20 protein-coding genes are annotated in these 19,259 nt (G+C 60.5%); 10 read left to right on the forward strand and 10 right to left on the reverse strand.

The window, feature by feature from the left end:
- The first annotated feature begins 71 nt into the window (after positions 1-71).
- From TU73_RS09890 to pdeM, 9 genes are all read left to right on the forward strand, one after another.
- Positions 72-1,076, forward strand: a complete 1,005-nt coding sequence (locus TU73_RS09890) for a ligase-associated DNA damage response exonuclease (protein ID WP_057012033.1) — start codon at positions 72-74, stop codon at positions 1,074-1,076.
- Positions 1,073-2,707: an ATP-dependent DNA ligase gene (locus tag TU73_RS09895; RefSeq protein ID WP_057012034.1), complete on the forward strand. Its 1,635-nt coding sequence runs from the start codon at positions 1,073-1,075 to the stop codon at positions 2,705-2,707. The genes TU73_RS09890 and TU73_RS09895 overlap by 4 nt, the downstream gene beginning before the upstream one ends.
- A gap of 247 nt (positions 2,708-2,954) precedes the next feature.
- Positions 2,955-3,734 carry a transporter substrate-binding domain-containing protein gene (locus TU73_RS09900; RefSeq protein WP_043049645.1) on the forward strand — a complete coding sequence of 260 codons (780 nt, stop codon included), beginning with the start codon at positions 2,955-2,957 and terminating at the stop codon, positions 3,732-3,734.
- Positions 3,735-3,791: 57 nt separating this feature from the next.
- The gene (locus tag TU73_RS09905; RefSeq protein WP_043049644.1) at positions 3,792-4,520 is read left to right on the forward strand and encodes an ABC transporter permease; all 729 of its coding nucleotides are present in this window, start codon (positions 3,792-3,794) and stop codon (positions 4,518-4,520) included.
- Positions 4,517-5,227, forward strand: a complete 711-nt coding sequence (locus TU73_RS09910) for an ABC transporter permease (RefSeq protein WP_057012035.1) — start codon at positions 4,517-4,519, stop codon at positions 5,225-5,227. Before TU73_RS09905 ends, TU73_RS09910 begins: the two co-directional genes overlap by 4 nt.
- 9 nt (positions 5,228-5,236) lie before the next feature.
- Positions 5,237-6,355 (forward strand): succinylglutamate desuccinylase/aspartoacylase family protein, encoded by a 1,119-nt coding sequence (locus tag TU73_RS09915; RefSeq protein ID WP_057012036.1) that lies wholly within the window; start codon positions 5,237-5,239, stop codon positions 6,353-6,355.
- A 14-nt stretch (positions 6,356-6,369) separates the two neighbouring features.
- Positions 6,370-7,134, forward strand: a complete 765-nt coding sequence (locus tag TU73_RS09920) for an ABC transporter ATP-binding protein (RefSeq protein ID WP_046071308.1) — start codon at positions 6,370-6,372, stop codon at positions 7,132-7,134.
- Between the two features lie 57 nt (positions 7,135-7,191).
- Positions 7,192-9,672 carry a ligase-associated DNA damage response DEXH box helicase gene (locus TU73_RS09925; RefSeq protein ID WP_057012037.1) on the forward strand — a complete coding sequence of 827 codons (2,481 nt, stop codon included), beginning with the start codon at positions 7,192-7,194 and terminating at the stop codon, positions 9,670-9,672.
- Positions 9,672-10,322 (forward strand): ligase-associated DNA damage response endonuclease PdeM, encoded by a 651-nt coding sequence (gene pdeM / locus TU73_RS09930; protein WP_057012038.1) that lies wholly within the window; start codon positions 9,672-9,674, stop codon positions 10,320-10,322. Before TU73_RS09925 ends, pdeM begins: the two co-directional genes overlap by 1 nt.
- Positions 10,323-10,345: 23 nt before the next feature.
- On the opposite strand, the gene TU73_RS09935 is transcribed toward pdeM, so the two are convergent.
- Both TU73_RS09935 and dcd read right to left on the reverse strand, forming a co-directional pair.
- Positions 10,346-10,543 (reverse strand): hypothetical protein, encoded by a 198-nt coding sequence (locus tag TU73_RS09935; RefSeq protein ID WP_057012039.1) that lies wholly within the window; start codon positions 10,541-10,543, stop codon positions 10,346-10,348.
- Between the two features lie 108 nt (positions 10,544-10,651).
- Complete coding sequence (gene dcd, locus TU73_RS09940) at positions 10,652-11,218, reverse strand: dCTP deaminase (protein ID WP_003189215.1); 567 nt, start codon at positions 11,216-11,218, stop codon at positions 10,652-10,654.
- Positions 11,219-11,605: 387 nt separating this feature from the next.
- Here dcd and TU73_RS09945 point away from each other — a divergent pair, with 387 nt between their 5' ends.
- The gene (locus TU73_RS09945; RefSeq protein WP_002554837.1) at positions 11,606-11,815 is read left to right on the forward strand and encodes a cold-shock protein; all 210 of its coding nucleotides are present in this window, start codon (positions 11,606-11,608) and stop codon (positions 11,813-11,815) included.
- Positions 11,816-12,035: 220 nt separating this feature from the next.
- Here the strand turns inward: TU73_RS09945 and rpoS are convergent, their stop codons facing one another.
- From rpoS to TU73_RS09985, 8 genes are all read right to left on the reverse strand, one after another.
- Positions 12,036-13,043, reverse strand: coding sequence for an RNA polymerase sigma factor RpoS (gene rpoS / locus TU73_RS09950; RefSeq protein WP_057012040.1), 1,008 nt, complete (start codon positions 13,041-13,043; stop codon positions 12,036-12,038).
- A gap of 105 nt (positions 13,044-13,148) precedes the next feature.
- Positions 13,149-13,985, reverse strand: a complete 837-nt coding sequence (locus tag TU73_RS09955) for a peptidoglycan DD-metalloendopeptidase family protein (protein WP_057012041.1) — start codon at positions 13,983-13,985, stop codon at positions 13,149-13,151.
- Between the two features lie 209 nt (positions 13,986-14,194).
- A complete protein-coding gene (locus TU73_RS09960; RefSeq protein WP_169850588.1) occupies positions 14,195-14,830 on the reverse strand; it encodes a protein-L-isoaspartate(D-aspartate) O-methyltransferase in 636 nt (211 codons plus the stop codon).
- Between the two features lie 41 nt (positions 14,831-14,871).
- Positions 14,872-15,621 carry a 5'/3'-nucleotidase SurE gene (surE, locus tag TU73_RS09965; protein ID WP_046071303.1) on the reverse strand — a complete coding sequence of 250 codons (750 nt, stop codon included), beginning with the start codon at positions 15,619-15,621 and terminating at the stop codon, positions 14,872-14,874.
- Entirely contained in the window at positions 15,609-16,667 is a 1,059-nt protein-coding gene (truD, locus tag TU73_RS09970) for a tRNA pseudouridine(13) synthase TruD (protein WP_057012042.1), read from the reverse strand. Before truD ends, surE begins: the two co-directional genes overlap by 13 nt.
- Positions 16,664-17,137, reverse strand: a complete 474-nt coding sequence (ispF, locus tag TU73_RS09975; protein WP_057012043.1) for a 2-C-methyl-D-erythritol 2,4-cyclodiphosphate synthase — start codon at positions 17,135-17,137, stop codon at positions 16,664-16,666. Before ispF ends, truD begins: the two co-directional genes overlap by 4 nt.
- Positions 17,138-17,191: 54 nt before the next feature.
- Positions 17,192-18,037: an S-formylglutathione hydrolase gene (gene fghA / locus TU73_RS09980; protein ID WP_057012044.1), complete on the reverse strand. Its 846-nt coding sequence runs from the start codon at positions 18,035-18,037 to the stop codon at positions 17,192-17,194.
- Between the two features lie 8 nt (positions 18,038-18,045).
- Entirely contained in the window at positions 18,046-19,158 is a 1,113-nt protein-coding gene (locus tag TU73_RS09985) for an S-(hydroxymethyl)glutathione dehydrogenase/class III alcohol dehydrogenase (protein WP_057012045.1), read from the reverse strand.
- Positions 19,159-19,259 lie beyond the last annotated feature (101 nt).

The following is a 19,259-nucleotide window of genomic DNA, read 5'->3' on the forward strand; positions in this document are numbered from 1 at the left end:
CCTGCATTCAGATAGAACTTCTGCGCCCAGCCCCGCCTCATAAGTAACAAGCCCACCGCCCCGGCAACCCCATGGACCTCGTCATCGCCCGCCCTGAAGGCCTTTACTGCCCTGCCGGTGATTTTTATATCGACCCTTGGCGCCCAGTGGAACGTGCGGTCATTACCCACGCCCACGGCGACCATGCGCGCACCGGCAATCAGCATTACCTGGCCGCCGCGCCCGGCGAAGGTATCCTGCGCTGGCGCCTGGGCCAGGACATCAACCTGCAAACCCTGGCCTACGGCGAACGCCTGGTACATCACGGCGTGACCTTGAGCTTTCATCCGGCCGGGCATGTGCTCGGTTCGGCCCAGGTCCGCCTGGAATACCAGGGCGAAGTCTGGGTAGCCTCCGGCGACTACAAGGTTGAACCCGATGGCACCTGTGCGCCGTTTGAACCGGTGCGTTGCCATACCTTTATCACCGAATCCACGTTCGGCCTGCCGATCTACCGCTGGCAGCCCCAGGCGCAGATTTTCGCGGGGATCAACGACTGGTGGCGGGCCAATATCGCCAACGGCAAGGCGAGCGTGTTGTTCTGTTATTCCTTCGGCAAGGCCCAGCGCATTCTCCATGGCCTCGACGCCAGCATCGGCCCGATCCTCAGTCACGGCGCAGTCGAGCCCTTGAATCGGGTCTACCGTGAAGCCGGCGTCTACATTCCCGAGACGCTGTATGCCGGCGATTTCAAGAAGACCGACCCGCTGTTGCGCCAAGCACTGATCATCGCCCCGCCCTCCGCCGGCGGCAGCACCTGGATGCGCCGCTTCGGCGACTACAGCGACGCCTTCGCCAGTGGCTGGATGCGTCTGCGTGGTACCCGTCGGCGGCGTGGCGTGGACCGTGGCTTTGTGCTGTCGGACCACGCCGATTGGCCCGGGCTGTTGTGGGCCATCGAACAAACCGGTGCCGAACGGGTAATGGTGACCCACGGCTCGGTCGGCGTACTGGTGCGCCACCTGCGTGAAAAGGGCTTGGATGCCCAGGGTTTCAGCACCGAGTACGGTGATGACGAAGAAGAGGCTACGGCATGAAAGCCTTCGCCGAGTTGTACGCCAACCTCGACGCCACTACTTCCAGCAATGCCAAGCTCGCGGCGCTGCAGGCCTACTTTCTGCAAGCGCCGCCAGCAGATGCTGCATGGGCGGTGTACTTCCTCTCCGGTGGACGGCCGCGGCAACTGGTGCCCACGCGCTTGCTCAGGGATATGGCGACTGAGGCGGCGAACATCGAGCCGTGGTTGTTCGAAGAGAGCTACCAGTCCGTAGGCGACCTCGCCGAAACCATCTCCCTGCTGCTCCCCGAATCGACCTACAGCTCTGAAGACGGGCTTGCCGTGTGGCTGGAAGAAAAACTGCTGCCCCTGCGCGGTCTTTCGCCCATGGACCTTGCCGAGCGCCTGCCGGCGTTATGGGCGCAACTGGATCAACCGAGCCTGATGGTGTGCATCAAGTTGATCACCGGCAGCTTTCGTGTCGGCGTCTCCAAGCTGCTGGTTACCCGCGCCCTTGCCGCCATGGCCAATCTGGATAGCAAGCGCGTGGCCCAGCGGTTGGTGGGCTACACCGACTTGTCTAATCGCCCGACGGCCGAGGGTTATCTCAAGCTGATCGCTGCCGAATCGTCCGACGAGCATGCGCAACGAGGTGGGCAGCCGTATCCATTTTTTCTTGCCCATGGCTTGGCGCAACCGGTGGAGCAATTCGACACCCTGCTCGGCTCCCCCGCCGACTGGCAGGTGGAATGGAAGTTTGATGGCATTCGCGCGCAACTGGTCAAGCGCGAGGGGCGCCTGTGGATCTGGTCCCGGGGTGAAGAGTTGGTGACTGAGCGTTTCCCCGAGCTGCACAGCCTGGTGAGTGGCCTGCCCGACGGCACGGTGATCGATGGCGAAATCGTGGTATGGAAAGACTCGGTGCAACCCTTTGCATTGCTGCAACAGAGAATTGGCCGCAAGACCCTGAGCAAAAAAGTCCTGGAGGACGCGCCGGTTGCAGTGCTCGCCTATGACCTGCTGGAATTTCAGGGCGATGACTGGCGCAACCATATCCAGGCTGAGCGTCGCATACAGCTGGAGCGCGTGATCGCTGAGTGCAACCAACCCGTGTTGCTGCCCTCACCGTTGCTCGAGGGGCCGACCTGGGCAGCGTTGGCCGAGCAACGCGAGGCCTCGCGCAGCCTCGGTGTCGAGGGCATGATGCTCAAGGATCGCCAGGGCCTCTATGGCGTGGGCCGCACCAAGGATATGGGCCTGTGGTGGAAGTGGAAAGTCGACCCCTTCAGCGTCGACGCCGTGTTGATCTACGCCCAGCGCGGCCATGGCCGGCGCGCCAGCCTGTACAGCGACTACACGTTCGCGGTGTGGGATGGCCCGCCAGGCAGCGAACGCACCCTGGTGCCGTTCGCCAAGGCGTACTCCGGGTTGACCGACGAGGAAATGCGCAAGGTGGACGCCATCGTGCGCAAAACCACGGTGGAAAAATTCGGCCCGGTCAGCAGTGTGACGCCAAGCATGGTGTTCGAACTGGGCTTTGAGGGTATCGCCCTGTCCAAGCGGCACAAGAGCGGGATTGCGGTGCGGTTTCCGCGGATGTTGCGCTGGCGGCAGGACAAGACGGTGGAAGAGGCTGACAACCTCGCCACACTGCAGGACTTGCTGGCCTGACACTGAGCAATGTGGCAGGGGCTTGTCCCCTCCCACATTGGAATCTCCACACGACCTGAAATAGTGCGCTCATTTTCAGATGCCCATTTTCGGGCATCTCCTACACTCCGACTTGCCTTTTCCCACCTTTTAAAAAGCCCATCCGGAACTATGGTGCAGAAATTGCTACTTGTGATCCGTCTGACACCGCTCAGTAACAGTCCTAAACGCGCCAAAAGCGCTTATCTTGGTTTCCAGGGATTACCTAATGAAAAAAGCATTGCTGACCCTTTCTGCACTGGCTCTGTGCATGGCTGCTGGTGTTGCCAGCGCCAAGGAATACAAGGAACTGCGTTTTGGTGTCGACCCTTCCTACGCACCGTTCGAATCCAAAGCCGCCGACGGCAGCCTTGTGGGCTTCGATATCGACCTGGGCAATGCGATCTGTGCGGAGCTGAAGGTCAAGTGCAAGTGGGTCGAAAGCGACTTCGACGGCATGATTCCGGGTCTGAAAGCTAACAAGTTCGACGGTGTGATTTCGTCCATGACCGTGACGCCAGTGCGCGAGAAGGCGATCGACTTCTCCAGCGAATTGTTCTCCGGCCCGACTTCGCTGGTGTTCAAGAAAGGCGCAGGGTATTCGACACCTGAATCCCTCAAGGGCAAGTCCGTAGGCTACGAGCAAGGCACCATCCAGGAAGCCTACGCTAAAGCCGTGCTGGATAAAGCCGGTGTGACCACCAAGGCCTATGCCAACCAGGACCAGGTTTACGCTGACCTGACCTCCGGGCGCCTCGATGCTTCCGTGCAGGACATGCTGCAAGCTGAACTGGGCTTTCTCAAGTCGCCAGCCGGTGCCGGCTACGAAGTCAGCGCTGCCATCGACGATCCGTTGCTGCCGTCGAAAACCGCCATCGGTATCAAAAAAGGTAACACTGAGCTGAAGGCCCTTTTGGATAAAGGTATCAAAGCGTTACACGATGATGGCACCTACGCCACCATCCAGAAAAAACACTTTGGCGATCTGAACCTGTACAGCGGCAAATAATGCCTGGGGCGCCCTTCCTCGGGAGGGGCGCTTTTCTATCGCCATAGGTCCTGATTTATGTTCGAAGATCTGTTGCAAACCCTCGGGCTGGGCGCGTTCAGCTTGAAGGGTTTCGGCCCGCTGTTGCTGCAAGGCACCTGGATGACCCTCAAGTTGTCGGTGCTGTCCCTGGCCGTCAGCGTCTTGCTGGGCCTGCTCGGCGCCAGCGCCAAACTGTCCAGCCTGCCCTTCCTGCGCATTCCCGCCCAGCTCTACACCACGTTGATTCGCGGGGTGCCGGACCTGGTGCTGATGCTATTGATTTTCTACAGCCTGCAAACCTGGCTCAGCGGCTTTACCGACTTCATGGAATGGGAATACATCGAGATTGATCCGTTCAGCGCCGGGGTGATTACCCTGGGTTTTATCTACGGCGCCTATTTTACCGAAACATTCCGCGGCGCGATCCTCGCGGTGCCCCGCGGCCAGCTGGAAGCCGCCACCGCCTACGGGCTCAAGCGCGGCCAGCGGTTTCGCTACGTGACCTTCCCGCAGATGATGCGCTTTGCCCTGCCGGGTATTGGCAATAACTGGATGGTGATGCTCAAGGCCACCGCGCTGGTGTCGATCATCGGTCTGGCAGACTTGGTGAAAGCGGCCCAGGACGCGGGCAAGAGCACCTATCAACTGTTCTATTTCCTCGTACTCGCCGCGCTGATCTACCTGTTGATCACCAGCGCCTCCAATTTTGTCTTGCGCCGGCTTGAGCACCGCTACTCCGCAGGCGCCCGGGAGGCAGTGCGATGATCGAACTGTTGCAGCAATACTGGCGCCCCTTTCTTTACAGCGACGGCCAGCACATCACCGGCCTGGCCATGACGATGTGGTTGCTCAGCGCCGCCCTCGTCATCGGTTTCCTGGTGTCGATCCCGCTGTCCATCGCCCGCGTCTCGCGCAAGCGCCTGGTGCGTTGGCCGGTGCAGTTCTACACCTACCTGTTTCGCGGCACGCCGCTCTATATTCAGTTGCTGATCTGCTATACCGGCATCTACAGCCTCGCCGCAGTACGCGCACAACCGGTGCTGGACGCGTTCTTTCGCGATGCGATGAACTGCACCATCCTGGCGTTTGCGCTCAACACCTGCGCCTACACCACGGAGATTTTCGCCGGGGCGATCCGCAGCATGGCCCATGGCGAAGTCGAGGCGGCCAAGGCCTACGGCCTCAGCGGCTGGAAGCTGTACGCCTACGTGATCATGCCGTCGGCGCTGCGTCGCGCGTTGCCCTACTACAGCAACGAAGTGATCCTGATGCTGCACTCGACCACGGTGGCGTTTACCGCAACGATCCCGGACATCCTCAAGGTGGCACGGGACGCCAACTCCGCCACCTTCATGACCTTTCAATCGTTCGGCATCGCCGCGCTGATCTACCTCGCGGTGACCTTTGCCCTGGTCGGCCTGTTTCGCCTGGCGGAGCGCCGCTGGCTGGCCTTCCTCGGGCCGAGCCACTAAGGAGCCTGCATGCGACATCAGCAACATGACCTGATCGCGCCGGTGCCGGGCACGGCGCGGCAACTGCACAGTTTTCACTTCGGCCCGGAACAGGCCGTGGGCAAGGTTTATATCCAGTCCTCCCTGCATGCCGATGAACTGCCGGGCATGCTGGTGGCCTGGCACCTCAAGGCGCGCCTGGCAGAGCTGGCGGCAACCGGACGCTTGCGCAGCGAAATCGTACTGGTGCCTGTCGCCAATCCGGTGGGCCTCGAACAAGTGTTGATGGACATCCCCTTGGGCCGCTACGAACTGGAAAGCGGGCAGAATTTCAATCGTCTGTTTGTCGACCTCAGCGAAGCGGTCGGCGACCAAGTTGAAGAGCGCCTGGGCGATGATCCCCAACACAATATCCACTTGATCCGCACAGCCTTGTCCAACGCCCTGGCCGCGCAGACGCCCCAGACCCAGCTGCAATCCCAACGCCTGGTGCTGCAACGCCTGGCCTGTGATGCCGACTTGGTGCTCGACCTGCACTGCGACTTCGAAGCCGTGGCGCACCTGTACACCACGCCCCAGGGCTGGCCGCGAGTGGAACCCCTGGCGCGCTACCTCGGCTCGCAGGCCAGTTTGCTGGCCACCGACTCTGGCGGGCAATCCTTTGATGAGTGTTTCACCCTGGTGTGGTGGCAGTTGCAGCAACGCTTCGGCGAGCGCTTCCCGATCCCCATGGGCAGCTTGGCAGTGACCGTCGAGTTGCGCGGCCAAGGCGATGTCACCCATGGCCTCGCTGCGTCGGACTGCCAGGCCATCATCGATTACCTGATCCACTTCGGCGCCATCAGCGGCGACGTAGCGCCATTGCCCGCCCTGGCCTACCCGGCGACTCCATTGGCAGGTGTGGAACCGGTCATCTCCCCGGTGGGCGGCTTGCTGGTGTTCAGTGCCTTGCCGGGTGACTACCTGGAGGCCGGGCAGTTGGTCGCCGACATCATCGACCCCATTACCGACCGTGTGACACCCGTGCACTGTCAGCACGCGGGCCTGCTTTACGCCCGCTCACTACGCCGCATGGCCACTGCCGGAATGGTGATCGGCCATGTCGCCGGCACGCAGGCCTACCGCAGCGGCTATCTACTTTCGCCTTGAGGATGCACGCCACCATGTACAAACTGACCGTTGAAGGCCTGCATAAAAGCTATGGCGACAATGAAGTGCTCAAAGGCGTGTCGCTCAAGGCCAGGACCGGTGATGTGATCAGCCTGATCGGCGCCAGTGGCTCGGGCAAGAGCACCTTCCTGCGCTGTATCAACTTCCTGGAAACCCCCAACGATGGCGCCATGACCCTGGACGGCCAGACGATCCGCATGGTCAGCGACCGCCACGGTATGCGCGTAGCCGACGATGCCGAGCTGCAACGCCTGCGCACACGGTTGGCGATGGTATTCCAGCACTTCAACCTGTGGAGCCATATGAGCGTGCTGGAAAATATCACCATGGCCCCGCGCCGCGTGCTGGGGTGCAGCAAGAAAGACGCCGAAGACCGCGCCCGTCGCTACCTGGACAAGGTCGGGCTGCCGGCACGTGTAGCCGATCAATACCCGGCGTTCCTGTCCGGCGGCCAGCAACAGCGGGTAGCCATCGCCCGCGCTCTGGCCATGGAGCCGGAGGTGATGCTGTTCGATGAGCCCACCTCGGCCCTCGACCCGGAACTGGTGGGTGAAGTGTTGAAGGTGATCCAGGGCCTGGCCGAGGAAGGCCGCACCATGATTATGGTGACCCACGAGATGAGCTTTGCGCGCAAGGTCTCAAGCCAGGTGCTGTTCTTGCACAAGGGCCTGGTGGAAGAGCAAGGCACCCCGGAGGACGTGCTGGGCAATCCGAAAAGCGAGCGTTTGCAGCAATTTCTAAGTGGCAATTTGAAGTAAACCTTTGTGACGCCTGGAGGGTCTCTGCAATAGAGCCTCCAGAGCGTCCGCTGCCGCATGGCAAAAAACCACGATTTCGCAAAACAATGGTTTGCCGCCAAAGACTGGAAACCGTTCGCCTTTCAGAAACACGTATGGGCAGCGGTCAAGGCCGGCCAGTCGGGGTTGCTGCATGCCAGCACCGGCGCAGGTAAAACCTATGCCTTGTGGTTTGCCGCCCTCAACCGTTTCGCCATCACCCGCCCGCCCGCTACCGGAAAGCGCAAACCACCCGCTGAGCCGCTGACGGTGCTGTGGATCACGCCGATGCGTGCCTTGGCCGCCGACTCCGCACGCGCCCTGCAGGCACCGCTGGAGGCCCTGCAAATTCCCTGGAGCGTGGGCCTGCGTACTGGCGACACCAGCAGCAGTGAACGCGCACGCCAGACCCGCCGCCAACCCACCGCTCTGGTCACCACCCCGGAAAGCCTGACGCTGATGCTCGCACGGGCCGACAGCGAAACCAGCCTGGCGCACCTGCGCATGGTGATCGTGGATGAATGGCACGAGCTGATCGGCAATAAGCGCGGCGTGCAATTGCAACTGGCGCTGGCACGCTTGCGGCGCTGGCACCCTGAGCTGATGGTGTGGGGCATTTCGGCGACCTTGGGTAATCAGGCCCACGCGTTGGAGGTGCTGGTCCCACAGGGTGGCGGGGTCAATGTACAGGGGCAAACGGCCAAGGAGCTGAGGGTCGACACCTTGCTGCCGCCCGTCACCGAGCGCTTTCCCTGGGCCGGGCATATTGGCTTGAAGATGTTGCCGCAGGTGGTGGCACAGGTGGAGGCCAGCAGCAGTTGCCTGGTGTTTACCAATACCCGGGCGCAATCGGAGATCTGGTATCAGGCGATACTCGACGCCCGCCCGGATTGGGCAGGATTGATTGCCCTGCACCACGGCTCGTTATCCCGGGAAACCCGGGACTGGGTGGAGCGTGCCTTAAAAGACGGTCAGCTCAAGGCGGTGGTGTGTACCTCAAGCCTGGACCTGGGGGTAGACTTCCTGCCAGTGGAGCGGGTATTGCAGATCGGCTCTGCCAAAGGCGTGGCGCGGCTGATGCAGCGCGCCGGGCGCTCCGGCCATGCGCCCGGGCGGCCATCACGGGTGACGCTGGTGCCGACCCACAGCCTGGAGCTGGTGGAAGCCGCGGCGGCCCAGGAGGCGATTGCCCAACGGCGCATCGAAGCGCGGGAATCGCCGCACAAGCCGCTGGATGTGCTTGTACAACACCTGGTCAGCATGGCCCTGGGCGGCGGATTTACCCCAGATGCATTGCTGGCGGAAGTGCGCGGCGCCTGGGCCTATCGCGACCTCACCGACGCGGATTGGGCCTGGGCCCTGGGGTTCGTGCGCCACGGCGGCCTGTCACTCACCGCCTACCCGGATTACCGCCGTGTAGAGCCCGACGAGCACGGCATCTGGCGTGTCCCGGATGCACGCTTGGCGCGTCGCCATCGCATGAGCGTGGGGACCATCGTCAGCGATGCCAGTATCCAGCTGAAATTCTGGAGCAAAGGCGGCGGCGGCAAGCACCTGGGCAGTGTCGAGGAGGGCTTTATTGCCCGGCTCAAGCCCGGGGATGGCTTCTTGTTCGCCGGGCGCTTGCTGGAGTTGGTACGGGTGGAAAACATGACCGCCTATGTGCGCCGCAGTAACGCCAAAAAAGCCGCCGTGCCCCGCTGGAATGGCGGGCGCATGCCGCTTTCAAACGAGCTGGCCCAGGCGGTGATCGAGCGTTTTGACGCCGCGGCGCAGGGGCACTTCGAGGGCCCGGAGATGCAGGCGGTACAACCGTTGCTGCAAACCCAGCTGCGCTGGTCCGGCCTGCCGACACGCGAGAATTTGCTGGCTGAAAGCCTGCAATCGCGGGAGGGCTGGCACCTATTTCTCTATCCCTTCGCCGGGCGCCAGGTGCACTTGGGGTTGGCGAGCTTGCTGGCGTGGCGCGTCAGTCAACAGCAGCCGCTGACCTTTTCGATTGCCGTGAATGATTATGGCCTGGAGCTATTGAGCGCTACCGAGGTGCACTGGTCAAAGTTGCTGAATGCAGCATTGCTGAGCCCCGAGCACTTGCTCAACGACGTGGCCGCCAGCCTTAATGCCGGCGAGCTGGCCCTGCGCCGCTTTCGCGAGATTGCGCGGATCGCCGGGCTGGTATTTGCCGGCCATCCCGGCGCACCGAAGAGTACGCGGCAGGTGCAAGCGTCCAGCGGTCTGTTCTTTGAAGTGTTCAAGCAATATGACCCACAGAACCTGCTGCTGGCCCAGGCCGGGGAAGAAGTGCTGCGCGATGAGTTGGATATTCGTCGGCTGGAGCAGACCTTAAGCCATTTATCGGCGCTGAAGCTGGATCTGCACCTGGTCCAGCGGCCTACGCCCCTGGCCTTCCCGCTGCTGGTGGAACGTATGCGCGAGAGCATGAGTTCGGAAAAACTCTCGGAGCGCATTGCGCGGATGGTCAAGGACCTGGAAAAAGTCGCAGACAAAGGAACAGGTTGATGCATCGCGCACTGACATTGGAAGGCGAAGAGCTGTGGTTATTGGCGGCCAAGGCCGTGTACTGGCCCGCCCGTCAGTGCCTGCTGGTTGCCGATGCGCATTTTGGCAAGGCATCGGCCTACCGCAGCCTCGGGCAACCTGTGCCCCAGGGCACCACCACGGCCAATCTGGAACGCCTGGACAAACTGTTAGCGGCCCTGCCTTGCACACAGTTGATCTTTCTCGGTGACTTCCTCCACGGACCTGGCTCCCACGCCAGCGGCACCCTCAGCGCGATCCGAGCCTGGCGTGCACGCAATCCGACCCTGGTCATGACCCTGATTCGCGGCAATCACGATAAACGTGCGGGTGACCCGCCTATGGACTTGAGGATTGAGGTGGTGCCTGAGCCGCTGCTGATGGGCCCTTTCGCCCTGCAACATGAACCGGCCGACCATCCCACCCATCACGTACTGGCGGGACATGTGCACCCTGTGTATCACCTGCGCGGCAAAGGGCGCCAGCGTCTGCGCCTACCGTGCTTCCAGATCGGCCGACGGGTCAGCCTGCTGCCAGCGTTTGGCGCATTTACGGGCGGGTATGCCGTGGAGCAGGACGATGACCGCCAAATATTCGTGATCGGCGATCACGCGGTCTGGCCGATTCAGTGAAGTGCTGACCGGCCATCCAGATATCAGGCGACAGGTGCCGGTGGCGGCTCGTCTGGCAGGGTCGGCTCACCGGGTTCGGCGGGCTGTGGATAATCGGGTTCGGGCTGGCCGGGAATGCCGCCGGCATGGGCGGGATTGGCCATCAGGGACCAGGCCAGAACGCCAATCTGGTTGGGTTCAAGCCGGGCAAGTTCTGCGCTGATTCGCGGGTCGATCTTCATAAGGTACTCCTCAAGCGTGGCCCGGCGCGTTTTGCACGCGCCGAGGCAGTACACCTAGATAGAGTCACTTTATGCAGACTAATTCCCTTTACCAGCAGGAGCTTTCGATCAAGCGCGTGGAAGCGTAACGCCACGCTGGCCCTGATACTTGCCGGCGCGGTCTTTGTAGGACACTTCGCACGCTTCGTCGGACTGCAGGAACAGCATCTGCGCCACGCCTTCGTTGGCGTAGATTTTCGCCGGCAACGTCGTGGTGTTGGAGAATTCCAGGGTCACATGGCCTTCCCATTCCGGCTCAAGCGGCGTCACGTTGACAATAATGCCGCAGCGCGCGTAGGTGCTTTTACCCAGGCAGATGGTCAACACGTCACGGGGAATACGGAAGAACTCCACGGTACGCGCCAGGGCGAAGGAGTTTGGCGGGATGATGCACACGTCGCTCTTGACGTCGACAAAGCTCTTTTCATCGAAGTTCTTTGGGTCGACGATGGCCGAATTGATGTTGGTGAACACCTTGAATTCATCGGCGCACCGCACGTCGTAGCCATAGCTGGAAACCCCGTACGAAATCACCCGCTCGTCGCCTTCGCCACGAATCTGGCGCTCGACGAACGGCTCGATCATGCCGTGTTCCTGCGCCATGCGGCGAATCCACTTGTCCGATTTGATGCTCATGGCGGTGTCCTGAATAGCGAGGTAGAAAAAACTGTGGGCCATCTTACCGGGGCCGGCGTTGGGGTTCAAAGGCCGCAGGGGTTTTCTTGCTGAATGTGCTGCCGTCTGTACGCCGTAGCCAGCGGGGCCGGGTCCCGAATCGCTGCCAAGGGTGACGGTAAATACCACCGCCAGTCACGAAAATAGAGAAACCTTCGGAAATACCATTGGCACGTTCCGGAAAAAGGGTTAAGGTGGCGCCACTGTGCTGCTTGTGTCACTGAGAATCTCTACACGATATGTTGAATTTCGATCCAACCATCTCCAAGAATTTTTCCTGCTCTTTGCACTCAGTCTCGGCCAGGGCTTTTCCTGAGTCGCAGTTAACTTTGTCCAAGGAGATACACCATGTCTAATCGCCAAACTGGTACCGTTAAGTGGTTCAACGATGAAAAAGGCTTCGGCTTCATCACTCCACAATCCGGTGACGACCTGTTCGTTCACTTCAAAGCTATCCAATCCGACGGCTTCAAAAGCCTGAAAGAAGGCCAACAGGTTTCTTTCATCGCTACCCGCGGTCAGAAAGGCATGCAAGCTGAAGAAGTTCAAGTTATCTAACTTGTACTGACTTAGTCGAAAAAACCCCGCCCTCAAAAGCGGGGTTTTTTTATGCCTGGAATTTGGCACTAGTGCGAGCCTGATGCCTGGCACAAAAAAATGTGGGAGGGGGCTTGCTCCCGATTGCGGCAGCCCAGTCGATGCATCTGGCGACTGTTCCACTGTAATCGGGGGCAAGCCCCCTTCCACATTCAAGCGTTCAAGCGTTCAAGCAGGATCGTTATTGGAACAACGACTCGCTCGACAAGCCATTCTTCTCCAGGATCTCACGCAAGCGCTTGAGGCCCTCCACCTGGATCTGCCGCACCCGCTCACGGGTCAGGCCAATCTCCAGGCCCACATCTTCCAGGGTGCTGCTCTCATGGCCGCGCAGGCCGAAGCGGCGAATCACCACCTCACGCTGCTTGTCGGTGAGCTCCGACAGCCATTGGTCAATACTTTGGGAAAGATCATCGTCCTGCAACAGCTCACAAGGATCTGTCGGACGATCATCTGTCAGGGTGTCCAGCAGGGTTTTATCCGAATCCGGCCCCAGCGAGACATCAACCGAAGATACGCGCTCATTGAGGCCCAGCATGCGCTTGACCTCCCCTACCGGCTTTTCCAGCAGGTTGGCGATCTCTTCGGGTGAAGGTTCATGATCGAGTTTTTGCGTCAGCTCACGGGCCGCCCGCAGGTAGACGTTGAGCTCCTTGACCACGTGGATCGGCAACCGGATCGTGCGGGTCTGATTCATGATCGCCCGTTCGATGGTCTGGCGAATCCACCAGGTGGCATAGGTTGAAAAGCGGAAGCCCCGCTCAGGGTCGAACTTCTCCACCGCCCGGATCAAGCCCAGGTTACCTTCCTCGATCAGGTCCAGCAGCGACAGCCCACGATTGACATAGCGTCGGGCGATTTTCACCACCAGGCGCAGGTTGCTTTCAATCATGCGTTTACGCCCAGCCGGATCACCCTTTTGCGAAAGGCGCGCAAAATGGACTTCTTCTTCGGGGGTCAGCAGAGGGGAAAAACCGATTTCATTGAGGTACAGCTGGGTAGCATCGAGCGCCCGCGTGTAATCAATGTATTTGTGTTGCTTCAACGCGGTGGAGTTCTTGGATTTGGTGCGAACTGAAGGTGGTGTCGCTCCTTCATTATCTGACATCGAATCCATATCGATACCGGCCTCCATAAGGAGAACCTCATCGTCGATGTCAAACTCCGGCGCTTCTTTACTGAGAGCCATTGTTATAGTCCTTTGGTGAGTTCGACCTCAAGCTCAAGCGACGCCTTTATCCTTGGCAACGCTGGAGCCTGTTCCTTCTACGCTAGGAACAGGCTGTGCAACCTATCAACGACGGGGCAGGAATTGCAGCGGATCTACAGGTTTCCCTTGGCGGCGAATCTCAAAGTGCAGTTTCACCCGGTCTGTACCCGTTGAACCCATTTCGGCAATTGTCTGTCCGACCTTGACCTGCTGCCCCTCCCGAACCAACAGCCTGCGGTTATGACCGTAGGCACTGACGTAGGTATCACTGTGTTTGATGATGACCAGCTCGCCGTAGCCCCGCAAACCACTCCCGGCGTATACAACTGTCCCATCAGACGCAGCTAAAACAGGCTGTCCCAAATCCCCGGCGATATCAATGCCTTTATTCAAACTACCGTTTGAAGAGAATTTTCCAATCAACACTCCGTTTGAAGGCCACCCCCAACCTGTCGGCGCAGGCCCGGCAGGTGGCAATGGCGCGGGTGGCGACTTGCTCGCAACCGTAGGCGCAGCGCTGCCGGCCGGCCGGGTTATGACGGTGGTTTTGCTCGAAGACGATGGCGAGGAACCGGACTTTGTCACAACTGCCGTGGGTGCCGACCCGCTGCGACCATCGAAACGGATGGTTTGCCCCGGGTGTATGGTATAGGGCACAGGAATGTTGTTACGGGCGGCCAATGCCTTGTAGTCCCAGCCGTAGCGGAAGGCAATCGAAAACAGGGTGTCGCCTTTGCGCACCACGTATTGGCCGGTGGTCACCGTTGGTCTTTGCGGTGCGGCGTTGGTGCGGTCAACGACACGCGCACCGCCGGATGGCGTGCTCGAACAAGCCGCCAATAAGGAACTCAAGACAAGGCCAAGCACCAGTCGCTGAAAGCTTGTTTTACTCATTCGCTGCGCAGGACCTGTGAGACTCACCCGCCGCTCCCTTTGTGGTGGCTGAACATTAACGCCTGTATCAGGCTTGAAATATGACGCAAGTATAACTGGGCATTGGCCTTTTACTGGCACATGACTGAAACGAAAAATTCATCATGTTTAATACCGATCGCCAAGCATGTTGATTCAATAGACCCCGCCGTAAGACACATACCCGCCAACAGAATTCACTGTTTGCAAATAAATGATCAGGCCAGCGGACCATTGAGCAACGGCACGAAGCGCACCGCACCCAGCACATGCCGGGAAAAACCTTCGTCTTCACGGATGATAAGCATCAACTGTTGCACTTCGCCGGAGCCCACTGGGATGACCAGCCGCCCGCCAGGTGCCAATTGATCCAGCAAGGCTTGCGGAACATCAGTGGCCACTGCAGTGACGATGATACCGTTGTACGGCGCCAACGCCGGCCAGCCTTCCCAACCGTCGCCCCACCGGAACACCACGTTGCGCAGGTTCAGCTCGACCAGACGTTCCTTGGCCCGGTCCTGCAGCACCTTGATGCGCTCCACCGAAAACACCCGCTCCACCAGTTGCGACAGCACGGCCGTCTGGTAGCCGGAACCGGTACCAATCTCCAACACCTTGTCCAGCGGCCCCGCCGCCAGCAGCAGCTCGCTCATGCGCGCAACCATGTAGGGCTGGGAAATGGTCTGGTTATGGCCGATGGGCAACGCCGTATCTTCATAGGCGCGGTGCGCCAAGGCCTCATCGACAAACAGATGCCGCGGCGTACGCCGGATGACTTCCAGCACCTGGGCGTTGGACAGGCCTTCTTCATAAAGACGCTGGATCAATCGCTCCCGGGTGCGCTGGGAAGTCATGCCGATGCCACGGCGCAGCAGGTCGTCTTGTTCACGAGCCATCAACGCAGTCCCTCCAGCCAGCCATCGAGACCACTGAAGGCATCACTGAAGGTGCGATCAAACTGCAACGGGGTAATGGATACATAACCTTGCATCACCGCATGAAAGTCCGTCCCCTCGCCCCCATCCTCGGCATCACCGGCCGCGGCGATCCAATAGCCTTCCTTGCCCCGCGGATCGACCACCTTCAAGGGCGCCTTCGCACGGGCGCGATGGCCCAGGCGCGTCAACTGGATACCGCGGATATGGTCGAGGGGCAAGTTGGGGATATTGACGTTGAGCACAGTACGCGGCGGCAGGTCCAGGGAACCATGGGCCTCCACCAGCTTGCGTGCGAAATAGGCCGCCGTCGGCAGGTTATCCAACTGCCGCGAGGCAAAGGAAAAAGCGAACGCAGTGCGCCCGAGAAAGCGCCCCTCGAGAGCTGCCGCCACGGTGCCGGAATACAGCACGTCATCGCCCAGGTTGGCGCCCAGGTTGATACCCGAGACCACCAGGTCCGGCTGATGCTCCAGCAAGCTGTTGATCGCCAGGTGCACGCAGTCGGTGGGAGTACCGTTCACGCTGATAAAGCCATTGGCCAGGACCTGCGGGTGCAGCGGACGGTGGAGCGTCAGCGAACTGCTGGCGCCGCTCTTGTCCTGGTCGGGGGCAACCACCACGCACTCGGCATAATCTTGCAGCGCAGCATAGAGCGCGGCAAGACCGGGTGCGGTGGCACCGTCATCGTTTGATATCAGAATACGCATGGGCTGTCCGTCTGCCCCACCGGCACCAGATCAACAAGCTCGCGCACCAAGACAGTGGCGAAGCATCCGGCCGGCAGGACGAATTCCAATTGCAGAATGTCAGGCCCGGGATAATGCCACGTCAACCCGCCAATGGGCAGTCGCAGAATGCGACGTTCCTGGCTCATGCCCGCATTCACCAGCCAATCACGCAGGTCGGCTTCGCTGGCGGCGACAGATTGTTCCAGTTCATGTGTAAGACCTGTCGCTGGCGAATCACCTTCGCCCCATTGCGGACCGGTCGGATGCAAGTCCAGGATCGCCAGGCGCGGGTCGCTGCATTCAGCCTCCCCGGCCGGGAAAAAACTGCGACTGTCGGTAAACGCCAGCAGGTCACCCACCTGGGCACGTTGCCAGGAGCCGTCGGCGACACGCGCCGCCAAGACTTTGTTGAACAAGTAGCTACGGGCAGTGGACAGCAGCCGCGAGCGCACATTGCGTTGCTCCGGCAGGGCCTTGCGCGCCGCCCATTCGCGGGCATCCACCACATTGCCGCCATTGTGGCCGAAACGCTGGGCGCCAAAATAATTGGGTATGCCGTGCTGGGCAATCAACTGCAAACGTGCGTCGATGGCGGCGGTATCGCCGGCCAGTTGGGTCAGGCGCAAGGTAAAGCCATTGGCCGAATGCGCGCCACGCTGCAACTTGCGCTTATGACGGGTGGTTCTGAGGATCTTGAGGGTGTCGTTTTCCGCGCTGCTCAGGTCCGGGTCGGCCTTGCCGGGCAACTGCACACTGAACCACTGGCGGGTCAGGGCCTGACGGTCCTTGAGCCCGGCATAGCTGACGGTGCGCAACGGCACGCCGGCAGCCTTGGCGATACGCCGCGCGGCTTCTTCGGTATTCAGGCCGCGCTTTTCCACCCACAGCCACAGGTGCTCGCCCTCGCCCGTCAGCGGGATATCCAGCACCTCATCCACCTGGAAATCCTCAGCCGTCGCTTTCAGCACCGCGCTGCCCAAGGCCTCGCCGTAGGCCCGTGGGCCAAGCAGTTGCAGGTCGTTCATGCGCGCAGCAACAAGGCGACGGAGTGCACCGCGATGCCCTCTTCGCGACCGGTAAACCCGAGCTTTTCGGTGGTGGTGGCTTTCACGTTGACTTGATCCAATTCAATTTGCAGGTCCGCGGCAATCAGTGCGCGCATCGTCTCGATATGCGGGGCCATTTTCGGTGCCTGGGCCACGATGGTGTTATCCACATTGCCGACCTTCCAGCCCTTGGCGTGGATCAAGCCGACCACATGGCGCAGCAATACTCGGCTGTCCGCGCCCTTGAAACTGGGGTCGGTGTCCGGAAAGTGCTTGCCGATATCGCCCAACGCCGCCGCGCCGAGCAAGGCATCGCTCAAGGCATGCAAGACAACGTCGCCGTCGGAATGGGCCAGCAACCCATGATGGTGTGCAATGCGCACGCCGCCCAAGGTGATGAAATCGCCTTCAGCGAAACGGTGCACATCGTAGCCGTGGCCAATACGCATAAAAAAACGCCCCGATTTAATTCAGGGCGTGATTCTACCTACTTTTGCCTCACATTAACCGAGCAAAGCGCGAGCATGATGTCGCAAATGGTCTTCGATGAAGCTGGCGATAAAGAAGTAGCTGTGGTCGTAGCCGGGTTGCAGGCGCAATTCCAGCGGATGGTTGGCCGCCTTGGCCGCTTGCACCAGGGCCTGCGGCTTGAGCTGAGCCTCGAGGAAGTCGTCACGATCTCCCTGATCCACCAGCAGCGCCAGCTTTTGCGAGGCTTCGCTGATCAGCACACAGGCGTCCCATTCACGCCACTTCGAACGCTCTTCGCCGAGGTAACGGGAAAAGGCTTTCTGGCCCCACGGACAGTCCATCGGATTAGTGATCGGCGAAAACGCCGATACCGACTGGTATCGCCCCGGGTTACGCAGCGCACACACCAGCGCACCGTGCCCACCCATGGAATGACCGCTGATGCCGCGTTTTTCCGACGCCGGGAAATGCGCCTCCACCAGTGCCGGCAATTCCTGCACCACGTAGTCATGCATCCGATAGTGCTTGGCCCAGGGTTCCTGGGTGGCATTCAGATAGAAACCGGCACCGAGGCCGAAGTCCCAGGCGTTGTCCGGATCGTCCGGTACACCCGGACCACGAGGGCTGGTATCCGGTGCGACGATGATCAGGCCCAGCTCGGCAGCCATGCGCTGGGCGCCGGCCTTCTGCATGAAGTTTTCATCGGTGCAGGTCAAGCCGGACAGCCAGTACAGCACCGGCAACTTGCCACCCTGCTCCGCTTGCGGCGGCAGGTAGACGGCGAAGGTCATGTCGCAACCGAGCACGTCGGAATGATGCTTGTAGCGTTTATGCCAGCCGCCGAAGCTCTTCTGGCATGAAAGGTTTTCCAGACTCATGGCCGACCTCAGAAGTGGATGACGGTACGAATGCTCTTGCCTTCGTGCATCAGGTCAAACGCTTTGTTGATGTCTTCCAGGCCCATGGTGTGGGTAATAAAGGTATCCAGCGGAATTTCGCCGGTCTGGGCCATTTCCACATAGCTTGGCAATTCGGTACGCCCACGCACGCCGCCGAACGCCGAACCGCGCCAGACGCGCCCGGTGACCAGCTGGAACGGACGCGTGGAGATCTCCTGGCCAGCACCGGCCACACCGATGATCACCGATTCGCCCCAGCCCTTGTGGCAGCACTCGAGGGCCGCACGCATCAGCTGCACATTGCCGATGCACTCGAAGGAAAAGTCCACGCCGCCGTCAGTCAGGTCGACAATCACGTCCTGGATCGGGCGGTCGTAGTCTTTCGGGTTGATGCAATCGGTAGCGCCCAGTTGCCTGGCGATTTCGAACTTGGCCGGGTTGATATCGATGGCGATGATGCGCCCGGCCTTGGCCTTGACCGCACCAATCACAGCCGACAGGCCGATACCGCCGAGGCCGAAGATAGCTACGGTATCGCCAGGCTTGACCTTGGCGGTGTTGAGCACCGCGCCGATGCCGGTGGTGACGCCGCAACCGAGCAGGCAGACTTTTTCCAGTGGTGCTTCTTTAGGAATCTTGGCCACGGAGATTTCCGGCAACACGGTGTACTCGGAGAAGGTCGAGGTGCCCATGTAGTGGAAAATCGGTTGGCCCTTGTAGGAGAAACGCGTGGTGCCATCCGGCATCAGGCCTTTGCCTTGGGTAGAACGGATGGCCTGGCACAGGTTGGTCTTGCCCGACAGGCAGAATTTGCACTTGCCGCATTCCGGGGTGTACAGCGGAATCACATGATCGCCGACTGCGACCGATGTCACGCCTTCGCCGATGGCTTCCACCACTGCACCGCCTTCATGGCCAAGGATCGACGGGAAAATGCCTTCCGGGTCTGCGCCCGACAACGTATAGGCATCGGTATGGCACACGCCGGACGCCACCACCCGCAACAGCACCTCGCCGGCCTTGGGCATGGCGACATCCACTTCAACAATCTCAAGGGGTTTCTTGGCTTCGAAGGCTACGGCGGCACGGGACTTGATCATCCGGGTTTCTCCATCGGGTTGAAAATTAAGAGGTGCAGTGTAAAACATAGCCCAATGATGAATAATCCGGGCAAAAGCAAAACATTATTGCTGTACAGGGA

Origin of the sequence: Pseudomonas libanensis, from assembly GCF_001439685.1 — a bacterium.
Taxonomy (GTDB): Bacteria; Pseudomonadota; Gammaproteobacteria; order Pseudomonadales; family Pseudomonadaceae; genus Aquipseudomonas; species Aquipseudomonas libanensis.